Genomic DNA, 18,633 nt, shown 5'->3' with positions numbered 1-18,633 from the left:
CCCACGCCAGCCCTTCTACCGCCGACAACAGCCTTCCTGCGGGTTGACAGGCATCGATCAGGACAGCTTAAGGAGGTGGTCTCGCACCCTGCCACGCCGGTGCCGGACGCGTCGTTGACCAGGCTCTCCCCCGCCGGGCTGGTGACGACCCGGCGGGGGAGTCTACCCGCCGGCCTCGGCCGGGCACCCGACCGCGCTGCTGCGAACCCGGGGCGGACGGAGAGGCGTCGGTCCGGACGTCGACGCGGCACGTCCGGGTCTCCCCGACAGCACTATCGACCAGGGGAATGGCCTGGTGGGCCGGAGGTACCACCATGCGAACCACACCGCCACGATCGCCGGTGAGCCGCTTCCACTCAGGATGGCCGGTCCAAGGGCGTCAGGCCGATGATCCTCGGGCGGCCGCCGTCAGGACGCGGCGAGCAGTCGGATCTTGCAGCGGATACCGCTGGCCTTGGCGAGCCGACCATCACCGGTCACGAGTGGGCAGGCCATCAACTCCGCCGCCGCGACGTAAGCCGCGTCGTACGCCGTAACATTGCCCCGCATCTGCCACATCCGGTCAACCAGCATCGCGACGCCAACCTCGTCGATGACCAACGAAGGCAGGGTATCGATCGCCTCCTGAGCCCGGGCAAGGCCGAGCTTCCCGCCGAGGACCTTGCCTCTGATCACAGACATGACCTCGACCAGAAGATGACTCGGCGCGGCCCAGTGCGGATCTCCGGTCAGTTCCGCCCGCGCCGCGTCCCCGACCGACCCATCATCGACCAGAGCGTCGGCCAGAACCGACGCATCCACGACGATCACGCGGCGCTTCCCCACGATCCGCGCTGCTCCCGCTGGTCGTTCAACTCTGCGGCGCTCTCCCCCGGCAGAGAGCGAGCACCGTCGGATCGGCCGGCGAAGCGATCAAGGGCCGCCGTGTTGCGCAGCCGTCGAGCCTGCGTCTCCACCAGTTCCAGCAGGTATGCCTGGAGGGACTGCCCGCGCGCCCTGGCCTGGGCCGCCAGGGCGTCTCGCACTTCTTCCGGCACGTCCCGAATCTGGAGAGCAACCATGCATTCATTATGCATGCACCATCGCTCGCTCGCCAGGAAAGACTCGCACCCTCGATCAACTGGTTCGCGACGACTGCGGTACAGCCAAGAGTCCCAGGTGAGAGAAGTGTGTGGAGCCCAGGGGACTCGAACCCCTAACCCCTGCCTTGCAAAGGCAGTGCTCTGCCAGTTGAGCTAGGGCCCCGTGACGGCGTTCAGCGCAGGTCGGGCGCCGTGGTCGCCTCGTGCCACAGGGCACGCTCGTCGTTCGATGCCTTTACCTTCTTGGCCACGACGGCGGCCACACCGACGATGCCGGCAAGGATCAGGAGCTTCTTGAACATGTGCTTTGACCCCTCGCGCTCGACTGTCGTCGGACGATGTGCGGTGGGGCTAGCTGGAATCGAACCAGCGACCTCAGAGTTATCAGCTCTGCGCTCTAACCGACTGAGCTATAGCCCCGCGTAGCGACGAGCTAGGTTAACCCATCGCCTCCACCGGGCCCAAATCGGGGTGTGTGGTGGAGGCACCCGCGCCACTTCGAACCTACCCGGACGCACGGCGCCGGGGCGACCGCTTTACGCGGTGCCCCGGCGCCGGTCGATCAGTCCCGCTCGGCGAGCGTCAGCTCGATCCCGCCGACCAGGTCGGCGCAGACGTTGTAGACGAACGCGCTGAGCGTGGCCAGCGCGGTGAACAGCACGACATTCACCAGGCCGACCAGCGCCGACGTCAGGATCACGCCCTTGGCGGTGATCCGGAAGCCGCCGCTGCCCTGGGCGCCGCCGGCGTTCACCAGGTCGGTCAGGCTGTCGTTCACGCTCGTGAACACGCCCATGGCGTCAAGTGCCAGGTACAGCACCGACGTCGCCACGACGACCACGATGAAGAGCACCACGGACACCGCGAACGCGAACTTCATCACCGACCACGGGTCGATCCGCTTCAGGTTCAGCCGGGCCCGTCGCGGTCCGCGCGAGGCGGCCGAGCTGACCGAGGTACGCGCGGCGCGTACCGCCTCACCCACGCGCGCGGCGCCGACGGCCGCCGCGCCGCCGATGCCCGGCGGCAGGCCGCCGCCGTTGGCGGGCCGGGACTGGGCGCTCGCGGCGCCGCTCGGGCGCGAGCCGTCGGGCGACGCCTTCGGGGCGGTGCCCAGGCCGGCGCCGATCCGCGGCTGCATGCCGGTCGTCCCGGTGGAGGCCCGGCCGGCGGCCGACGGGGTCTTGATCGGCTGGGTGCTCGTGGCGTTCGCGGGCTTGGCGGCCGGAGCGGCCAGCCTGTCGGCCGACGTCGGCGCGTCGACCTTGGTTTCGGCCGAGTCCCGGGAACCGGAGTCCTCGGCCGGCTTGTCCGGAGGCGGGGCCATGCCGGGAGCCCGGGTGAACTTCGGGGCAGGCGCGTCGGCGGGAACCGTGGCCCGGCCCACAGCCGCGCGGCCGGTCGCTGGTGTGCCGCCCTGTGCGGCCTCCTCGTCGACCGGAGTGGCCGAGGTCCCCTTGTTCCCCGACTTCGCCTGTGTCTCCGTCATCAACTAGTCCTGTTCGTCAGGCTCGTCGGCATTGCGAGCAATCGCCACGATAGTCACGCCGTCCGGGAGGTCCATCAGCTTGACCCCCATTGTGTTCCGGTCACGCGTACGGCGTACAGGCTTCACCGGAGTCCGGATGACGCCGCCGTTGCTCGTGATGGCGAACAGCTCGTCCTCCGGGTCGATCACGACCGCACCGACCAGGCCACCGCGTCGCTCGGTGATCTTCGCGGTCAGCACGCCCTTACCTCCCCGGCCCTGGACCGGGTATTCCTCGATCGGGGTACGTTTCGCGTAACCCCCGTTCGTCGCCACCAGAACGTCGAGCCCCTCCCGGACGACCTCGACGGCGAGCAACTCGTCCTCGCCGCTGAAGCGCATGCCGATCACCCCGGAAGTGGCCCGGCCCATCGGCCGCAGTGCCTCGTCGGTGGCGTTGAAGCGGATCGCCTGGGCGTTCTTCGACACCAGCAACAGGTCGTCCTCCGGAGCGGCCAGGACCGCACCGACCAGCTCGTCCTCATCGCGCAGGTTGATCGCGATGATGCCGCCGGAACGGTTGGAGTCGAACTCCTCGAGCCGCGTCTTCTTCACCAGGCCGTTCTTCGTGGCCAGTACCAGGTAGGGCGTCACCTGGTAGTTCGGGATTTCAATGATCTGCGCGATCTGCTCGTCGGGCTGGAACGCGAGCAGGTTGGCCACGTGCTGGCCCTTGGCCACCCTACTGGCCTCGGGAAGCTCGTACGCCTTCGCCCGGTAGACCCGACCCTTGTTCGTGAAGAACAGGATCCAGTCGTGGGTAGAGCATACGAAGAAGTGGCTGACGATGTCGTCCTGACGGAGCGTCGCCCCGCTGACGCCCTTCCCGCCGCGCCGCTGTGACCGGTAGAGATCGACCTTGGTGCGCTTCGCGTACCCGGTGCGGGTGATCGTCACCACTACGTCCTCGCGGGCGATGAGGTCCTCCATCGAGACCTCGCCGTCGAACGGGACGATCTTCGTACGCCGGTCGTCGCCCCACTTCGCGACGATCTCGCCCAGTTCCTCCGAGACGATCCGCCGCTGCCGCTCCGGCTTGGCCAGGATGTCCTTGAGGTCGGCGATCTCCACCTCGAGCTTCGCCAGGTCGTCCAGGATCCGCTGCCGCTCCAGGGCGGCCAGCCGGCGCAGCTGCATGTCCAGGATCGCGGTCGCCTGGACCTCGTCGATGTCCAGCAGCCGGATCAGGCCCTGCCGGGCGTCCTCCACCGTGGGCGAACGCCGGATCAGGGCGATCACCTCGTCGAGCGCGTCCAGCGCCTTGGACAGACCGCGCAGGATGTGCGCCCGCTCCTCGGCCTTGCGCAGACGGAACGCGGTCCGCCGCCGGATCACCTCGATCTGGTGCTCGACGTAGTAGCGGATGAACTGGGCCAGGTTGAGCGTGCGCGGCACGCCGTCGACCAGCGCCAGCATGTTGGCGCCGAACGTCTCCTGGAGCTGGGTGTGTTTGTAGAGGTTGTTCAGCACCACCTTGGCGACCGCGTCTCGCTTGAGCACGAGCACGATCCGCATGCCGGTACGCCCGGAGGACTCGTCCCGGATGTCGGCGATGCCGCCGAGCTTGCCCTCCTTGATCAGCTCGGCGATGCGCTCGGCGAGGTTGTCCGGGTTGACCTGGTACGGCAGCTCGCTGACCACGAGCGCCGGCCGGCCCCGCTTGTCCTCCTCGACCTCGACCACGGCGCGCATCCGGATCGAGCCGCGCCCGGTCCGGTACGCGTCCTGGATGGCCGCCTGGCCGACGATCAGGCCGTGGGTCGGGAAGTCCGGGCCCTTGACGATCTCCAGCAGGGCTTCCAGCGTGGTGGCCTCGTCGGCCTCCGGGTTCTCCAGGCACCACTGCACGGCCGCGCCGATCTCGCGCAGGTTGTGCGGCGGGATCTTGGTGGCCATGCCGACCGCGATGCCCTCGGAACCGTTGATCAGCAGGTTCGGGATGCGCGACGGCAGGATGGTGGGCTCCTTGGCCCGGCCGTCGTAGTTGTCCTGCAGGTCGACGGTGTCCTCGTCGATGTCCCGCAGCATCTCCATCGCCAGCGGGTCGAGCTTGCACTCGGTGTTGTGGCTGACGAACCCGTCGGAGACGAAGGAGTGGTCCTCTGTGTCCACCCGGATGCTGTAGACGGGCTGCACTCCCGCGTCGGTGACGTCGGTCACCTCGGCGTAGTAGAAGCGCCCGTCGACAAGCGGTTCGACCACGTCGAGGATCCCCGGCTCGGTGATCCGGGAGGCGATCTCGTCGCGGTCCCGCTCCCAGCGCTCGATCCGGTCCACGTTGTGCCGGCGCAGCCAGTCACGCTCGGTCCAACGGCTCGCGCCGTGCTCGCGGACGAAGTCACCGACGAACGGCACGTGGTCGCCCGAGAGCGCGGTGCTGCTCGCCGGAACCTGGGCCAGCTCGGACTCCAGCTTGGCCTGCTTGCGGCCGAGGAAGCCGACGTGGGCGGCAAAGATCCGGGCGTCCCGCCGGTTGGTCACGACGACCTTGATCTCGCCGTCGTCGTACCGGCACTGCCGGCTGACCACGCCGCACTCCAGAAGCAACTGCTGCACCTCGCGGGCCAGCCGCTCACTACGGGTCGAGTACGAGACCTGGATCGTGTGGCGGGGCAGAAGCGACGACGAGCCGTCGCCCTCGAACAGCGCCTGGAGGAAGGCCCGCTTGACCGCGGCCGGTCCGCGCCAGACGAACTCCGGCACGAACTTGTCGGCACTCCGCGCGCCAACCAGCTCGCCGAGCGCCGTGGTGGCGAGCTGCCGGACGCTCGCCCGCATCCGGTGCAGGGTTTTACCCGAAGGCATGATCTCTTCGCCGAACCAGCGCTTGCCACCAACGGAAAGGTCGAAAGCCGCGACAACCCGGGTGAAGAACTCCCGGTCCGCGTCAGCGAACTCGACCCACTCGCCGGAGATCCAGCCTTCGCTAACGAGTGCGCCCGCGAGCACGGCTGCCTCGACGTGCTCCGGCATCGGGTAGCCGATCTCGTCCGGCACGCTGCGCTGGAGGACCACCCGGTCGCCGGGGGAGATCTCGGCGAGCAGCTTCCACAGCAGGGTCGGCACGCCGGCCGCGTCTACCAGACAGAGCACCGGGTGGTTGTGCGTGCCGGTCAGCTCGTACCCCTCGCGGGTGCGCAACCGCAGCGTCGGGTGCTCGCCGGAGTGGAAGAACTTGGAGGCGCGGACCAGGTCGCCGTTGCGGTCGCGGACCTTCAGCTCGACGTCGGTCTCGCTGCTCGGCGCGGCGTCCGGCACGATGTCGCCGATCCGCACGGTGCCGTCGACGGCACGAACCCGGACATCTGCGACAAGACAATATCTCATGGCGGCAGCCGGATCATTTCCCGGCGAGCCGAAGTTGCCGTTGCCGTCGACAAGCGGGTAGCGCAGCGACCACGGCTGCGCCATCCGGACCAGCGCGTCGTAGATGGCCGAGTCGCCGTGCGGGTGGAACTGGCCCATCACGTCGCCGACGACGCGGGAGCACTTCACGTACCCGCGGTCCGGCCGGTAGCCGGAGTCGAACATGGCGTAGAGGATCTTGCGGTGGACCGGCTTGAGCCCGTCTCGGACGTCCGGCAGGGCCCGCCCGACGATGACGCTCATCGCGTAGTCGAGGTACGAGCGCTGCATCTCGACCTCGAGGCCGACCGGCTCGATCCGGTCGTGCTGGACGACCGCGGCCAGTGCCTCAGGGGTCTCCGGCTCGTTCGGGGTGGACTCGGGTGTATCGGTCACTGTTAACCCTTATCAGACTCTTCAGTCGTGGTCTCGCTGTGGATAACGGCTGTGGAAAGCGTTCAGGCTGTGGATAACTCTGTGGACTGCCGGGCCGGCCGGTGGATGCCGGCCGGCCCGGTCGCGTCCGTCAGATGTCCAGGAACCGCACGTCCTTGGCGTTGCGTTGGATGAACGACCGGCGGGCCTCGACGTCCTCGCCCATCAGGACGCTGAACAGCTCGTCCGCGGTGGCGGCGTCGTCGAGCGTGACCTGGCGCAGCGTACGCGTGGCCGGGTTCATCGTGGTTTCCCACAGCTCGGGGTAGTTCATCTCGCCGAGACCCTTGAACCGCTGGATGTCGTCCGGGCGGGCGTTGGGCTTCTTCTGCTGGCGCAGGGCGATCAGTCCGTCGCGCTCGCGGTCCGAGTACGCGTACTGGGCGTCGTCACCCTTCTTGTTCCACTTGATCTTGTAGAGCGGCGGGGCGGCCAGGTAGACGTGGCCCAGCTCGACCAACGGCCGCATGAAGCGGAACAGCAGGGTGAGCAGCAGCGTCTGGATGTGCTGGCCGTCGACGTCCGCGTCGGCCATCAGCACGATCTTGTGGTAGCGCAGCTTCTCGATGTCGAAGTCGTCGTGGATACCGGTGCCGAGCGCGGTGATCAGCGCCTGCACCTCGGCGTTTTTGAGCACCCGGTCGATCCGGGCCTTCTCGACGTTGAGGATCTTCCCGCGGATCGGCAGGATCGCCTGGACGCGCGGGTCGCGGCCCTGCTTGGCCGAGCCGCCGGCCGAGTCGCCCTCGACGATGAAAACCTCGGACTCGCGCGGGTCGGTGGACTGGCAGTCGGCCAGCTTGCCGGGCATCGAGCCGGACTCCAGCAGCGACTTGCGCCGGGCGAGCTTGCGCGCCTGCTGGGCGGCGATCCGGGCGCGGGCCGCCTGGGACGCCTTCTGGATGATGATCTTCGCCTCGGCCGGGTTGCGGTCGAACCAGTCGACGAGCGACTCGTTGCAGACCCGCTGCACGAAGCCCTTGACCGGGGTGTTGCCCAGCTTGGTCTTGGTCTGGCCCTCGAACTGCGGGTCGGTGAGCTTGACCGAGATGATCGCGGCGAGGCCCTCGCGGATGTCCTCACCCGAGAGGCGCTCGTCGCCCTTGAGCAGCTTGCGCTCCGCGCCGTAGCGGTTGACGACGCTCGTCAGCGCGGCCCGGAAGCCCTCCTCGTGGGTGCCGCCCTCGTGGGTGTTGATGTTGTTGGCGAAGGTGTAGACCGATTCGCCGTACGACTCGTTCCACTGCATGGCGATCTCGACCGACATGCCCGTCTCCTCGGCGCCGAACTCGACCACCGTCTTGTGGATCGGGCTCTTGGAGGCGTTGAGGTGCCGGACGAAGTCGGCGATGCCGCCCTCGTAGTGGAAGGTGACCTCGCGGATCTTGCCGTCCTCGTCCTCCGGCACCCGCTCGTCGAGCAGGTGGATGGTGAGGCCCCGGGTGAGGAAAGCCATCTCCTGGAGGCGCCGGTAGATGGTGTGGAAGTCGAAGTCGACGGTCTCGAAGACGTCCGGGTCGGGCCAGAAGGAGACCGCCGAACCGGTGCGGTCGGTCTCCTCGCCCTTCTCCAGCGGCGTCGGCTTGGAGTGGTCGTACCGCTGACGCCAGACGAAGCCGTCCTTGTGGATCTCCACTGCCATCCGGGTGGACAGCGCGTTCACCACGGAGACGCCGACGCCGTGCAGGCCGCCGGAGACGGCGTACGCCTTGCCGTCGAACTTGCCGCCCGCGTGCAGCACGGTCAGGGCGACCTCGACACCCGGCTTCTTCAGCTTGGGGTGCAGGTCGACCGGGAAGCCTCGGCCGTTGTCGGTCACCCGGACACCGCCGTCGGCCAGCAGCACCACGTCGATGGTGTCGCAGTGCCCGGCCAGCGCCTCGTCCACCGCGTTGTCGACGACCTCCCACACCAGGTGGTGCAGGCCGCGCTCGCCGGTGGACCCGATGTACATACCGGGCCGCTTCCGGACCGCTTCCAGGCCTTCGAGCACGGTGATGGACTCGGCACCGTACTTCTTGTTGTCCTCCGCTGCCACGCTCGGCCACTTTCTCGCACCGGCCGCGCGTGGGCGCGGGGCGCGGGTTCGGCGGACAGGACGCGACGTCGGCGCGCATGGCCGCCCCTGGGTTCGCCAGGTCGGATCATGTGCGCCGGGCGCCGCGGTTGCCCGCGGATCGCGATCGGCTCGGACCCGATGCGGGACTATGATCGAGGGCTCGGAGGCCCCCTGTCCGTCGCTCCGTCTCGGGTCTTTCGTCTCGCTCCCAATCTTACTGTGCGGAGCCGACCAAACCGCCACTCGGCACCCTCTCCGAGGCGGCTGAGAATGCCGTAGCCGGACGAACCGCGCCTCCCGCGACTCCCCCTACACGCCAACAGGGCGGCGCCGCGCCACCGGCCACCGTGAGCCGCGACGGTCGTCCGACCGGTGATCGACGGCTGCCCCGACCGGGGGTCGCGGCCGGGCCCGGCGTGCCGTAGCTTTTGCGGCGCCGCCGTTGCGGTCTTGATCTTTTGCGCCCGGAACCGGGACGATCGTCGGAGATGGTCCGAAAACGCTTGGTGAGAGGTGACGCCAGATGGGGCTGGACAACGTCGCGGTGCATTGGCCGCGGACCGGCCGCTTCTACGACCCGGTCGCGCCGGCTGAGTTCGTGGACTTCGGCGAGATCGTGGACATGCCCCGGATCTCCGCGCCGACCGCGGCGCTCGCCGAGCTGATCGCGAAGACCGGCACGGTACGCGCGACCGCGTACACCGAGTTGGTCGACCTGATCCTGGGGCTGGAGAATGTGCTCTACGCCACGGAGAACGCGGTCGAGGACGAGGATCCGGTGATCGATCCGGACGGCTGTTCCTGGATCGCCGAGGGCGTGGAGAAGTTCATCGCCCGGCACCGGCCGTCCGGCGAGGCGGTCACATTCGAGTCGGTGAGCGAGGTGCTGCGCGCGCTGCTCGGCGACGGGCGGCTGGCCGAGCAGCAGCTCCGCTGGCTGGACAGCCGGCTCGACCGGCTGCGCGACGAGAACGGCGATCCGCCGCAGTGGAACTTCACCTGCGCCGAGCTGAGCGTGCTGGCGGCCTTCTACCGGCGCTGCGCGGAGCGGGGTTTCGCGGTCTACGCCGACGCCTGACCGGGCGCCGACGCCTGAGCGAGCACGGCCGGGTGTCGTCAACCGTAGGTGTCACGGGGGCCGCGCCCGCGTACCCGCCGGGGACCGCGCGACCACGACGGCGCCGCCGGGCCGTGGATGTGCAGCTTGCGCACCACGTTGTGGCCGACCTCGCTGGCGATCTGCTTGAGCAGCGAACCCGCCAGCAGACGCAACTGCGTCGCCCAGGCCGTCGAACGCGCCTCCACCGTCAGCTCGCCGTCCTCCAGCTTGACCGGGCGGCTGTGCTGGGCGACCTCCGGGCCGACCACCTTCTCCCAGGCGCCGAACACGGTCGCCTCAGCCGCCGGCTGCTGCCAGCCGCGCGCCTTCATCAGCTTGTCCAGCACCGCGCCGAGCGGCTGCGGGTCGCGCGGGTCCGGCCCCGGGCCGGAGTAGCCGCGCAGCCGCTTCTCGCCGTCCCCGCGGACCGCCCCGCGACGGCGCGGGGCCGCCGCCTGACGCCGGGCCTTCGCCGCGTCGAGCACCGCCCGCGCCAGTTCCGGCCCGGTCGTGCCCTCCGGCGGGTTCGCGGCCGGCTCGCCACCCGCGGGTTTCCCCGGGGTACGCGCGTCGCGTCCCGGCCCGAGCCGTGCGGGCGGGAGCTGCACCTCGTCATCCGGCACGTCGCACCGTCCCCTCGCCCACCGCGTACCGGGTGCCGCGCAGCGTCGCCGGCACGTCGTCGTCCACGGCGCAGGTGACCAGAAGCTGACTCGCGCCGCCGACCAGCTCCGCCAGCCGTTCCCGCCGACCGGAGTCCAGCTCGGCGAAGACGTCGTCGAGCACCAGCACCGGCTCGATCCCGTCGGCCCGCAGCAGGTCGTACCCGGCCAGCCGCAACGCGAGCGCGTACGACCAGGACTCGCCGTGGCTCGCGTACCCCTTGGCGGGCAGCGGTCCCAGGGTGAGCGCCAGGTCGTCGCGGTGCGGGCCGACGAGCGTGGTGCCGCGCTCGATCTCGGCGGCGCGGTTCCCGGTCAGCGCGGCGGCGAGCGCCTCGGCCAGCGCCGCGCGGCCGGCACCGGGCTCGGGCAGCTCCACCGAGGGCCGGTAGGCGATGCCCGCCGCGCCACGGCCGGCGGCCACCGCGTCGTACGCCTTGGCCACGTGCGGGGTGAGCGCGGCAACCAGCTCCAGGCGGCCGGCGAGCAGGTCCGCTCCGTGCTGCGCCAGATGCGCGTCCCACACGGCCAGCGTCGACAGGTCGCCGCCGCGGGTGCCACCGGTCTTCCGCGCGAGGTACGACGTACGCAGCAGCGCGTTGCGTTGCTTGACCACGCGCTCGTAGTCGGCGCGTACCCCGGCGTAGCGGGGCTGGCGGGTGACCAGCAGATCGTCCAGGTAGCGGCGACGTTCGGCCGGGTCGCCACGGACCAGTTCGAGGTCCTCCGGCGCGAACAGCACCAGGCGCAACGCGCCGAGCACGTCCCGGGCGCGTCGGGCCGGGGACCGGCCGAGCCGGGCCCGGTTGGCCTTGCCCGGGACGATCTCCAGCTCGACCAGCAGTTCCCGGCCCTCGTGCACCACCGCGCAGCGGATCACCGCCGAGGCGGCGCCCATCCGGACCAGCGGGGCGTCCGTGGCGACCCGGTGCGAGTCCAGGGTCGCCACGTAGCCGAGCGCCTCGACCAGGTTGGTCTTGCCGACGCCGTTGGCGCCGACGAGCACGTTCGGACCCGGCTCCAGGTCGACACCGATGCGCTCGTAGGAGCGGAAGTCGACCAGTTCGAGCCGGCGTACGTACACAGCCTGTGGATACCGGTCAGCGCTTGTGGACGGCGTGGCCGCCGAACTGCTGGCGCAGCGCGGCGACGGCCTTCATCGCGGGCGAGTCGTCCTGCCGGGAGGCGAACCGGGCGAAGAGCGACGCGGTGATGACGTTGAGCGGAACGGCGAGCCGGACCGCCTCGTCCACGGTCCACCGGCCCTCGCCGGTGTCCTCGGTGTAGCCGCTCAGGTCGGCCAGCTCCGGATCCTCGTCGAGCGCCCGGTCCAGCAGGTCGAGCAGCCACGACCGGACCACGGTGCCCTCACGCCACGACTTGAACACGCCGGGGACGTTCGTCACCAGCTCCGAGGCGGCCAGCAGCTCGTAGCCCTCGGCGTACGCGTGCATCAGGCCGTACTCGATGCCGTTGTGCACCATCTTGGCGTAGTGGCCCGCGCCGACCGGGCCGGCGTGCACGAAACCGAACTCCCCCTCGGGCTTGAGCGCCTCGAAGATCGGCATGAGGCGCTCGACGTGCTCCTGCGCGCCGCCGACCATCAGCGCGTACCCGTTCTGCCGGCCCCAGACGCCGCCGGAGACGCCGACGTCGAGGTAGCCGATGCCCTGCTCGTTCAGCCGCTCGGCGCGCGGGGCGTCGTCGCTGAACCGGGAGTTGCCGCCGTCGATGACGATGTCGCCCTCGCCGAGCACACCGGCCAGTTCGTCGATGGTGGCGTCGGTGACACCGGCGGGAACCATGACCCAGACCGCACGGGGCGACTGGAGCTTCTCGGCAAGCTCGGCCAGGCTCGCGGCGTCGCTGATCTCCGGGTTGTGGTCGTAACCGACCACCTCGTGCCCGGCGGCGCGCAGCCGCTCCCGCATGTTGCCGCCCATGCGGCCGAGTCCTACCAGGCCGAGCTGCATCTGCTCCTACCTCCGTACGTCAGGGTCGTGCTGCCTGCGATCAGCGGGACACGCGGATCGGCATGATGAGGTAGCGGTACCCCGGGATGACCTCGCCATCCTCGCCGGCCGGGGAGATGACCGCGGGCTTGAACGCGTCGACGAACCGGAGCAGGGCGTGCTGGGCGCCCAGGTTGGCCAGACCGTCGATGAGGTACTGCGGGTTGAACCCGATGGTCAGCGGCTCGCCGCTGAACGTGGCCTCCATGGCCTCGCTGGCCCGGGCCTCCTCGGTGCCACCCGCCTCGACCACCAGACCGTCGGCGCCGAAGCTGAGCAGGACCGGGGTGGTGCGCTCGGCGACCAGCGCGACGCGCTTGACCACCTCGATGAGCGCGGCGACGGCGACCCGCGCCTCGGCGTTGTGGTCGGCCGGGAACAGCGAACGCACCGGTGGGTAGTTGGCGCCGTCGAGCAGCCTGCTGGTGGTCCGGCGGGTGCCGCCGGAGAAACCGATCATGCCCTCACCGGCACCGCCGGAGGACAGCGCCATGGTGACGTGGCCGCCGAGCGGACCGAGCGCCTTCGCGGTGTCGTGCAACGTACGGGCCGGCACCAGCGCGTTGAGGCTGATCTCCGGGTCGTCCGGGTTCCACTCCATCTCGCGCAGCGCGAGGCGGTAGCGGTCGGTCGCCAGCATGGCCATCGTGTTGCCGCTCAGCTCGATCCGGACGCCGGTCATCATCGGCAGCGTCTCGTCGCGGCCGGCGGCCACCGCCACCTGGGCCACGGCGGAGGCGAACGCGGCGGCGTCGACGGTACCGGCGCTCTCCGGCATCTCCGGCAGCGTCGGGTAGTCCTCCACCGGCATGGTCGGCAGCGTGAACCGGGCACTGCCGCAGACCAGTTCGAGGTGGGCGCCGACGGCGGCGATGTCCACCGGCTTGGCCGGCAGAGCCTTGGTGATCTCGGCGAGCAGGCGACCGGAGACCAGGGCGGCGCCGTCCGCGTCGCCCTGCACCTCGACGGTCACCTGGCTGGAGACCTCGTAGTCGAAGCCGGAGACCTGGAGGTTGCCGTCGGTGACCCGGAGCATCACTCCGGCCAGCACCGGTACGGAGGGCCGGTTGGGCAGGCTCTTGGCGGTCCACGCGACCGCCTCGGCGAGCGCGTCGCGCTCCACTCGGAACTTCATCAATGCCTCCGCGTCGACGTCAGCGACAACTCTCTCATGCCGACCGCTGCCACCCGCCCCGCCCGACCGTGCGGGTACCCATCGCACCTTAAGGCGCTGGGGCATCGGCTGTGCGCCCGACCCCGTTGGTTCCAGGTGCCCGGGCGACTGCCGACGGCAGTGCTGCGGCCCGATCCACAGAAAGTCCAACGGTGATGATTGGTTTTTGTTGTTTAGAAGAGATAACTCATCGTCTTCATCGCACCTGTGCAAACTGTGGAGAACCAGCGTCCGCGCAGGTCACACACGTTATCCACCGGTGGGTTGGCTGTGGAGAACCAGGGGTAAAACCCGTGTCCCGGTCCACAGCCCTCGCCGTCCGCCGGGTTTTCCACGGCTGTCCACCGGTTGTCCACCGGTAATCCACCGGTTTTCTCCCCAGCGCTGTGGACAACGTCGGCCGGGTCCACAGCCGTCATCCCCAGAACCTTCAACAGCCTGCCCACAGGCGGACCGCCGCCTGGGGACAACGTGCTCGTCGTCCCCAGGCATCCACAGCGTCGTCCCCAGGAGTTGTCCACAGTCTGTGGGTAACCGGCTGGGCGCGAAGCGTGGCTGTCCACCGCCTGTGACACAGGGGCTGTGGACAACGGGTACGAGCTGTGGACGAGCACACGACCGATCCTGGGCCCTCCACCGGCTCGAGGGTCAACAGTTCCCCGCTGTCGGCAGCCCGCCACCCACGCGTCGCCCGCCCCGCTCGCGTTGATCATGAAGTTGGCGGCACCCGACGGCCGATCCCGCTCCGGCGGCGTCCGAGCGTTCACCCCGTCGTGTTGACCAAGGAGTTTGGGGCAGGAACGACAGGCTTTCCCGACACAAACTCCTTGATCAACGCCGGAGGGCCCCATGAGGCAGCGGGCGGGGAGACTGCGCGGGGGGTGGGTCAGGTGTTCTGCTTGATGCGGTTGGTCAGCTCGGCGATCTGGTTGTAGAGCGAGCGCCGCTCCGCCATCTGCTGGCGGATCTTGCGGTCCGCGTGCATCACAGTGGTGTGGTCCCGGCCGCCGAACGCCTGCCCGATCCGGGGCAGCGACAGATCGGTCAGCTCGCGGCACAGATACATGGCCACCTGACGCGCGTTGACCAGCACCCGGGAGCGGGAGTGGCCGCGCAGGTCCTCCAGGCTCACGCCGAAGTAGTCGGCGGTGGACACCATGATCTGGTCCGCGGTGATCTCCGGGCCGGCGCCGTCGGGGATGAAGTCCCGCAGCACCTCCTCGGCCAGCGACAACTCCACCGAGGACCGGGTGAGGCTGGCGAAGGCGGTGACCCGGATCAGCGCCCCCTCCAGTTCGCGGATCGAGTTCGAGACCCGGGACGCGATGAACTCCAGCACGTCCGGAGGCGCGAACAGCCGCTCCTGCGCCGCCTTCTTCTGCAGGATCGCGATCCGCGTCTCCAGGTCCGGCGGCTGGATGTCGGCGAGCAGGCCCCACTCGAAGCGCGTACGCAGCCGATCTTCGAGCGTCGCCAGTTGCTTCGGTGAGCGGTCGGACGTGATCACGATCTGCTTGTTGGCGTTGTGCAGCGTGTTGAAGGTGTGGAAGAACTCCTCCTGCGTCCGCTCCCTGTTCTCCAGGAACTGGATGTCGTCGATCAGGAGGATGTCCACATCCCGGTAGCGGCGCTGGAACGCGCTCGTCTTGTCGTCGCGCAGCGAGTTGATGAAGTCGTTCGTGAACTCCTCGGTCGAGACGTACCGGACCGAGCGCGCGTTGCCGAGCGTCGTGGCGTAGTGCCCGATGGCGTGCAGCAGGTGGGTCTTGCCCAGCCCGGAGCTGCCGTAGATGAAAAGCGGGTTGTACGCCTTCGCCGGTGACTCGGCCACCGCCACGCTCGCGGCGTGCGCGAACCGGTTCGACGAGCCGATGACGAATGTCTCGAACATGTACTTCGGGTTGAGCCGGTTGCCGCCGCTCTCCGTACCGCCGGGGAGCCTGCGGTCGGCCTGGCCGCCGCCGGGGCGGTGGTGGTCGGCGCCACCGCGGCCGGGGCCGTTGTCGGTGGCGCCGTCGCGGGGCAGGCCGCGCATCGGCGCGGGGTCGGCAGCCGGGCGCTCCCGGTAGCGGGGCTCGTATCCGCCGGCGTCGGGCACCGGAGGTTCGATCCGGGTGCGCTCGTCGAACGCGTGGCGCTCGGGCGCGGTGCGCACCGGCTCGGCGAACGCGGCACTGAACAATGTGTCCTGCGCGTCCCGGCCGGCCGGGATCAGGTGCGGGCGACCGCCGTCGGCGGTCCGCTGGCGCGGCGCCGGCTCGTCGAGCGGCTGCTCCGGGCGCGGATCGGCGTACCCGGGCTCGGAGCGGGAATCGGCGTACCCGGATTCCGGGCGCGGCGACGGGAAGGGCGGGGCGGACGCCTGCGGGCCGGGCTGGTCGAAACCGGGCAGCGCGGCGGTGCCGTCGTGCTCGGGCAGCGGCTCCGGGCCGCTGCGGTAGACGGTGCCGGCCGGGCGGGCGCCCGGGCCGTCGGCGACCCGTACGGTGACCGCCACCTGGATCGGCCGGCCGAGCCGGCGGCTCAACGCCTCGGTGATGGCCGGGCGGAGCCGGGACTCGATCACGTCCCGGGTGAAGGCGTCCGGCACCGAGAGCAGCGCGGTGTCCTCGACGATCGCGCGCAGCCGGGTGAGCCGGAGGTACGCCCGTTGCTGCGCGGAGATGATCTCGTCGGCGAGCTCGTCGGTGGTCGCCGTCCACACCGCGGCAAGGTCGATCGCTCCGGTCACCGTCGTGCCACCCCCTCGCCTGCTCCTTCTCACGCCCGCCCGGACGGCTGACCGGTCGTCATCCACAAGTTATCCACAGCCTGTGTACCGACCGATTGTGGCCGCCCACCGGACGCGGGTCGGACCTGCCCCCCTCGATCCATGGAGGCGTTGAAGCGGGTTCACCGTGCCGAACGATTCAACAGCGTGTCCGGTCTTGCCGATCGGCGACAAACCCCGAACCCCCGACGCCGACCGCAATCGCGCACGCTAACAGCGCGGACCCCACAGCATCAACCGGCGACACCCTGACGACCTTGGCAACATCAGTGAAAACCGCCCCTTCGGTCGCGCTTGCCCGCAGGTCGGGCGCCCGAGTGTGACGTTTGACGGTCATTGCGCCCCTGCGTAGGCTGGAGCGGCTGCTCTCTCGCCCTCTGCTAGGGTGATTGATGCTTGCTGTCCGTGGCTGTCACCCCGCATCACCGGGGAGCGTGTCACGGCAGCGCCGATCGGAGGTCACCGACAGGTGATCTGAACCAGCACACGACCCCGGGCGATCCGCCGCGCGGGGCGTACGACAACGGAGAGCCTGACGTGAGCAAGCGCACCTACCAGCCGAACAACCGCCGGCGCGCGAAGACCCACGGCTTCCGGCTGCGCATGCGCACCCGTGCCGGCCGCGCCATCATCGCGACCCGTCGCTCCAAGGGCCGCGCCCGCCTGTCGGCCTGACGCCGACAGGTCCGGTCCGGGGACGTGGGCAGTCGTGCTGGCCGCCGCCCAACGACTGCGGCGCAGTAGCGACTTCGCCGCAGCGGTCCGCGGTGGCCGACGCGTCGGCCGCGGTGCCGTCGTGGTCCACCTGACCCTCCCCGGATCGATCGGCACGACCGCGACACCCTCGCCGGAGCCGGCGCGAAGCAGCGGTGCGGAGACATCCGCACCGAGCCGCGCCGGCTTCGTCGTGTCCAAGGCCGTCGGCGGCGCGGTGGTCCGCAACAAGGTCCGCCGCCGGCTCCGGCACCTGGTCCGCGAGCGGCTGGCCGAACTGCCCGCCGGCACCACCCTCGTGGTACGCGCACTGCCCGCCGCCGCCGACACGACGTACGCCCGGCTCGGGGCCGACCTGGACGCGGCCCTCGCGGCCGCGCGGGCCCCTCGGGGACGGCGGTCGCGGTGACCGGTCCGACGACGGCGGCTCGGCCGCGCACAACCGGTGCCCGCCTGCTGCTGGCGCCCATCATCGCGTACCGTCGGTGGATAAGTCCGGCTCTGCCGGCCCGCTGCCGGTTCTACCCGTCGTGCAGTGCCTACGCCGTCGAAGCGGTGTCCCGGCATGGTGCGCTGCGGGGAGCCTGGCTGACGGTCCGTCGGCTGTCGCGCTGCCATCCCTTCCACCCTGGTGGACACGACCCGGTTCCGGAGCCGGGCGACCGCCGCCGTTCCGACGTGACTGGAGCCTGAGTGTTTAGTCTCGACTGGATCTACTACGCGATCTCGTGGATCCTGCTGGCCTGGCACTCGGCCTGGGACGCCATCGGAGTGCCGGTCGGGGCCGTGATCGGTACGAACTGGGCCTGGATCCTCGCCATCATCTTCCTGGTGGTGACGGTCCGGGTGATCCTGTTCCCGGTCTTCGTCAAGCAGATCAAGTCGCAGCGTGCCATGCAGGCGCTCCAGCCGAAGGTCAAGGAGCTCCAGGAGAAGCACAAGGGTGACCGGGAGACGCTCCAGAAGGAGATGATGGAGCTCTACCGGAAGGAAAAGGCCAACCCGCTCATGGGCTGCCTTCCGATGTTCCTCCAGATCCCGGTCTTCCTGGGCCTGTTCCACACGCTGCGCCGGCTCAGCCCGGACAACCAGGGCAAGACCCTGTACGGCTGGACCGTCGACCAGTTCGACAGCGCCTCCAACGCGACGCTCTTCACCGCGCCGATCTCCGGCAAGTTCGGCTCCACCGCCGAGGAGCTGAGCCGGCTGGGCGCGAGCACCGGCACGGTCAAGGTGGTCGCCGGCATCCTGGTGATCATCATGATCGCGACCACCTACCTGACCAGCCGCCAGATGATCCTCAAGACCGGCTGGGCCGAGGACCCGCAGCAGCGGATGGTGCAGCGGCTGATGCTCTACGGCATCCCGCTGTCCCTGCTGGTCTCGGGCGCGATCTTCCCCATCGGTGTGATCATCTACTGGGTCACCAACAACCTCTTCACGCTCGGCCAGCAGCAGTGGGTGCTGCGGAAGTTCCCGCCGCCGCCCACGGCCAAGAGCACCAGCGCCGCCCCCAGTAAGGGCCCGGTGCAGCCGGCCAAGGCCGGTGGCCTGTTCGGCCGCAAGGCGGCCCAGCCGCCCGCGAAGGCTCCGGCAGCCGCGCCGAAGGTGGCCGGCCCGAAGCCGGGCGCCAAGCCGGTCAACCCGAAGAAGGGCGGCAACAGGCCCGCCAAGCGACAGGGCTGAGCCCGCCGGGCCACCGTTGCGATCCCGGCGGTGGCCCGTTCCGGCCGCGTGCTGCCTCCGAGGAGTC

The 18,633-nt window shown here is 70.0% G+C and carries 16 protein-coding genes and 2 tRNA genes; 5 read left to right on the top strand and 13 right to left on the bottom strand.

Features of this window, described 5'->3' with window-relative positions:
• Window positions 1–408: 408 nt before the first annotated feature.
• From C569_RS0125355 to gyrB, 8 genes are all read right to left on the bottom strand, one after another.
• Window positions 409–825 carry a type II toxin-antitoxin system VapC family toxin gene (locus tag C569_RS0125355; RefSeq protein ID WP_018788541.1) on the bottom strand — a complete coding sequence of 139 codons (417 nt, stop codon included), beginning with the start codon at window positions 823–825 and terminating at the stop codon, window positions 409–411.
• Complete coding sequence (locus C569_RS0125350) at window positions 807–1,061, bottom strand: hypothetical protein (RefSeq protein WP_018788540.1); 255 nt, start codon at window positions 1,059–1,061, stop codon at window positions 807–809. The genes C569_RS0125355 and C569_RS0125350 overlap by 19 nt, the downstream gene beginning before the upstream one ends.
• Window positions 1,062–1,172: 111 nt before the next feature.
• Window positions 1,173–1,245: transfer RNA gene (locus tag C569_RS0125345), tRNA-Ala, on the bottom strand.
• A 10-nt stretch (window positions 1,246–1,255) separates the two neighbouring features.
• Window positions 1,256–1,384 (bottom strand): DLW-39 family protein, encoded by a 129-nt coding sequence (locus C569_RS34540; RefSeq protein WP_013283222.1) that lies wholly within the window; start codon window positions 1,382–1,384, stop codon window positions 1,256–1,258.
• Between the two features lie 44 nt (window positions 1,385–1,428).
• A tRNA-Ile gene (locus tag C569_RS0125335) sits at window positions 1,429–1,502 on the bottom strand.
• A 142-nt stretch (window positions 1,503–1,644) separates the two neighbouring features.
• The gene (locus tag C569_RS0125330; protein WP_018788539.1) at window positions 1,645–2,571 is read right to left on the bottom strand and encodes a DUF3566 domain-containing protein; all 927 of its coding nucleotides are present in this window, start codon (window positions 2,569–2,571) and stop codon (window positions 1,645–1,647) included.
• 3 nt (window positions 2,572–2,574) lie between these two features.
• Complete coding sequence (gyrA, locus tag C569_RS0125325; RefSeq protein ID WP_369754080.1) at window positions 2,575–6,219, bottom strand: intein-containing DNA gyrase subunit A; 3,645 nt, start codon at window positions 6,217–6,219, stop codon at window positions 2,575–2,577.
• A 262-nt stretch (window positions 6,220–6,481) separates the two neighbouring features.
• Entirely contained in the window at window positions 6,482–8,428 is a 1,947-nt protein-coding gene (gene gyrB / locus C569_RS0125320; RefSeq protein ID WP_018788537.1) for a DNA topoisomerase (ATP-hydrolyzing) subunit B, read from the bottom strand.
• Between the two features lie 544 nt (window positions 8,429–8,972).
• Between gyrB and C569_RS0125315 the strand changes: the two genes are divergently transcribed.
• Window positions 8,973–9,527 (top strand): hypothetical protein, encoded by a 555-nt coding sequence (locus C569_RS0125315; protein WP_018788536.1) that lies wholly within the window; start codon window positions 8,973–8,975, stop codon window positions 9,525–9,527.
• A gap of 38 nt (window positions 9,528–9,565) precedes the next feature.
• Here the strand turns inward: C569_RS0125315 and C569_RS0125310 are convergent, their stop codons facing one another.
• The 5 genes from C569_RS0125310 to dnaA all read right to left on the bottom strand — a co-directional run bounded on the left by C569_RS0125310 (window position 9,566) and on the right by dnaA (window position 16,127).
• Window positions 9,566–10,171 (bottom strand): DUF721 domain-containing protein, encoded by a 606-nt coding sequence (locus C569_RS0125310; protein WP_018788535.1) that lies wholly within the window; start codon window positions 10,169–10,171, stop codon window positions 9,566–9,568.
• Window positions 10,161–11,294, bottom strand: coding sequence for a DNA replication/repair protein RecF (gene recF / locus C569_RS0125305; RefSeq protein ID WP_018788534.1), 1,134 nt, complete (start codon window positions 11,292–11,294; stop codon window positions 10,161–10,163). Before recF ends, C569_RS0125310 begins: the two co-directional genes overlap by 11 nt.
• Before the next feature lie 16 nt (window positions 11,295–11,310).
• Window positions 11,311–12,183: a phosphogluconate dehydrogenase (NAD(+)-dependent, decarboxylating) gene (gene gnd / locus C569_RS0125300; RefSeq protein WP_018788533.1), complete on the bottom strand. Its 873-nt coding sequence runs from the start codon at window positions 12,181–12,183 to the stop codon at window positions 11,311–11,313.
• Window positions 12,184–12,223: 40 nt separating this feature from the next.
• The gene (dnaN, locus tag C569_RS0125295) at window positions 12,224–13,357 is read right to left on the bottom strand and encodes a DNA polymerase III subunit beta (protein ID WP_026268632.1); all 1,134 of its coding nucleotides are present in this window, start codon (window positions 13,355–13,357) and stop codon (window positions 12,224–12,226) included.
• Between the two features lie 925 nt (window positions 13,358–14,282).
• Window positions 14,283–16,127, bottom strand: coding sequence for a chromosomal replication initiator protein DnaA (dnaA, locus tag C569_RS0125290; protein ID WP_018788531.1), 1,845 nt, complete (start codon window positions 16,125–16,127; stop codon window positions 14,283–14,285).
• A 576-nt stretch (window positions 16,128–16,703) separates the two neighbouring features.
• Here dnaA and rpmH point away from each other — a divergent pair.
• The 4 genes from rpmH to yidC are packed head-to-tail and all read left to right on the top strand — an operon-like array spanning window position 16,704 to window position 18,566.
• Window positions 16,704–16,841: a 50S ribosomal protein L34 gene (gene rpmH, locus C569_RS0125285; RefSeq protein WP_018788530.1), complete on the top strand. Its 138-nt coding sequence runs from the start codon at window positions 16,704–16,706 to the stop codon at window positions 16,839–16,841.
• A gap of 34 nt (window positions 16,842–16,875) precedes the next feature.
• Entirely contained in the window at window positions 16,876–17,289 is a 414-nt protein-coding gene (gene rnpA / locus C569_RS0125280) for a ribonuclease P protein component (protein WP_018788529.1), read from the top strand.
• Between the two features lie 44 nt (window positions 17,290–17,333).
• Window positions 17,334–17,573: a membrane protein insertion efficiency factor YidD gene (yidD, locus tag C569_RS32635; protein ID WP_013477538.1), complete on the top strand. Its 240-nt coding sequence runs from the start codon at window positions 17,334–17,336 to the stop codon at window positions 17,571–17,573.
• Entirely contained in the window at window positions 17,574–18,566 is a 993-nt protein-coding gene (gene yidC / locus C569_RS0125275) for a membrane protein insertase YidC (RefSeq protein WP_018788528.1), read from the top strand.
• Window positions 18,567–18,633 lie beyond the last annotated feature (67 nt).

It is taken from the genome of Micromonospora sp. CNB394 (assembly GCF_000374985.1).
Classification (GTDB): domain Bacteria; phylum Actinomycetota; class Actinomycetes; order Mycobacteriales; family Micromonosporaceae; genus Micromonospora; species Micromonospora marina.
This window is presented reverse-complemented; position numbering and strand designations above follow the sequence as displayed.